The sequence below is a fragment of the Limnospira sp. genome (assembly GCF_051859755.1).
Lineage (GTDB): Bacteria > Cyanobacteriota > Cyanobacteriia > Cyanobacteriales > Microcoleaceae > Limnospira > Limnospira fusiformis.
In genome coordinates this window covers 1-750 of record NZ_JBIMLI010000386.1, presented here as the reverse complement: position 1 = coordinate 750, position 750 = coordinate 1, and the positions used below count along the sequence as shown (strand labels likewise).

The window sequence follows — 750 nt, the reverse complement described above, 5'->3', positions numbered from 1 at the left end:
AGTTAACAAAAACACTATCGTTTAAGGCAAGTGAACCAGTACCAGTCAGATGTGAGTACGGCACTCAATTAGTTTATCGGCGCGGCCTATGGTTTGCTATTTTCCCTGAACCCGTAATCGCAACGCATACATCTTCCCCAAAAATAATTGCCTTAGATCCTGGTGTCAGAACTTTTTTGACCGGATATGACGGCGATAAAGTCATTGAAATTGGCAATGGTGACATGGGACGAATCGTGAGATTATGTCAACACGAATATAATTTAATTAGCCGTTCAACTAAGGTAAGTGCTAAACAACGCCGTTCAATGAGAAAAGCGGCTAATCGGATTCGAGAAAAGATTCGGAACTTAATTGATGAAGTACACAAAAAAACAGCTCATTATCTGACTAATAACTATGGATTAATTTTTCTTCCTCGCTTCGAGTCCTCCCAAATGGTAGCCAAGTCAAGAAGAAAAATTAGATCTAAAACAGTCAGAAGTATGCTGACTTGGGCTCATTATCGATTTAAGTTAATTCTGAAACATCAAGCAGCAAAGCGTGGTTGCGTGGTGCTTGATGTGGGCGAAAGTCACACATCTAAAACCTGTGGAGCGTGTGGACATCGCCACGCCCAACTAGGTGGTGCGAAGATACATAAGTGTCCCCACTGTGGTAGTCAAACACCTAGAGATGCGAATGGCGCACGTAATATAATGTTACGTGCTTTGAGGGATTCCTCCTTTACTGTCAGCAATGATGGTATTG

Annotated in this window: 1 protein-coding gene; it reads left to right on the top strand. The window is 42.0% G+C overall.

Translation table 11 applies throughout. From position 1 onward, the window contains the following. Positions 1 to 98 precede the first annotated feature (98 nt). Positions 99 to 750 (top strand): RNA-guided endonuclease InsQ/TnpB family protein (locus ACTIE0_RS24785; protein ID WP_439517068.1); only part of this gene is annotated, 652 nt, incomplete at its 3' end.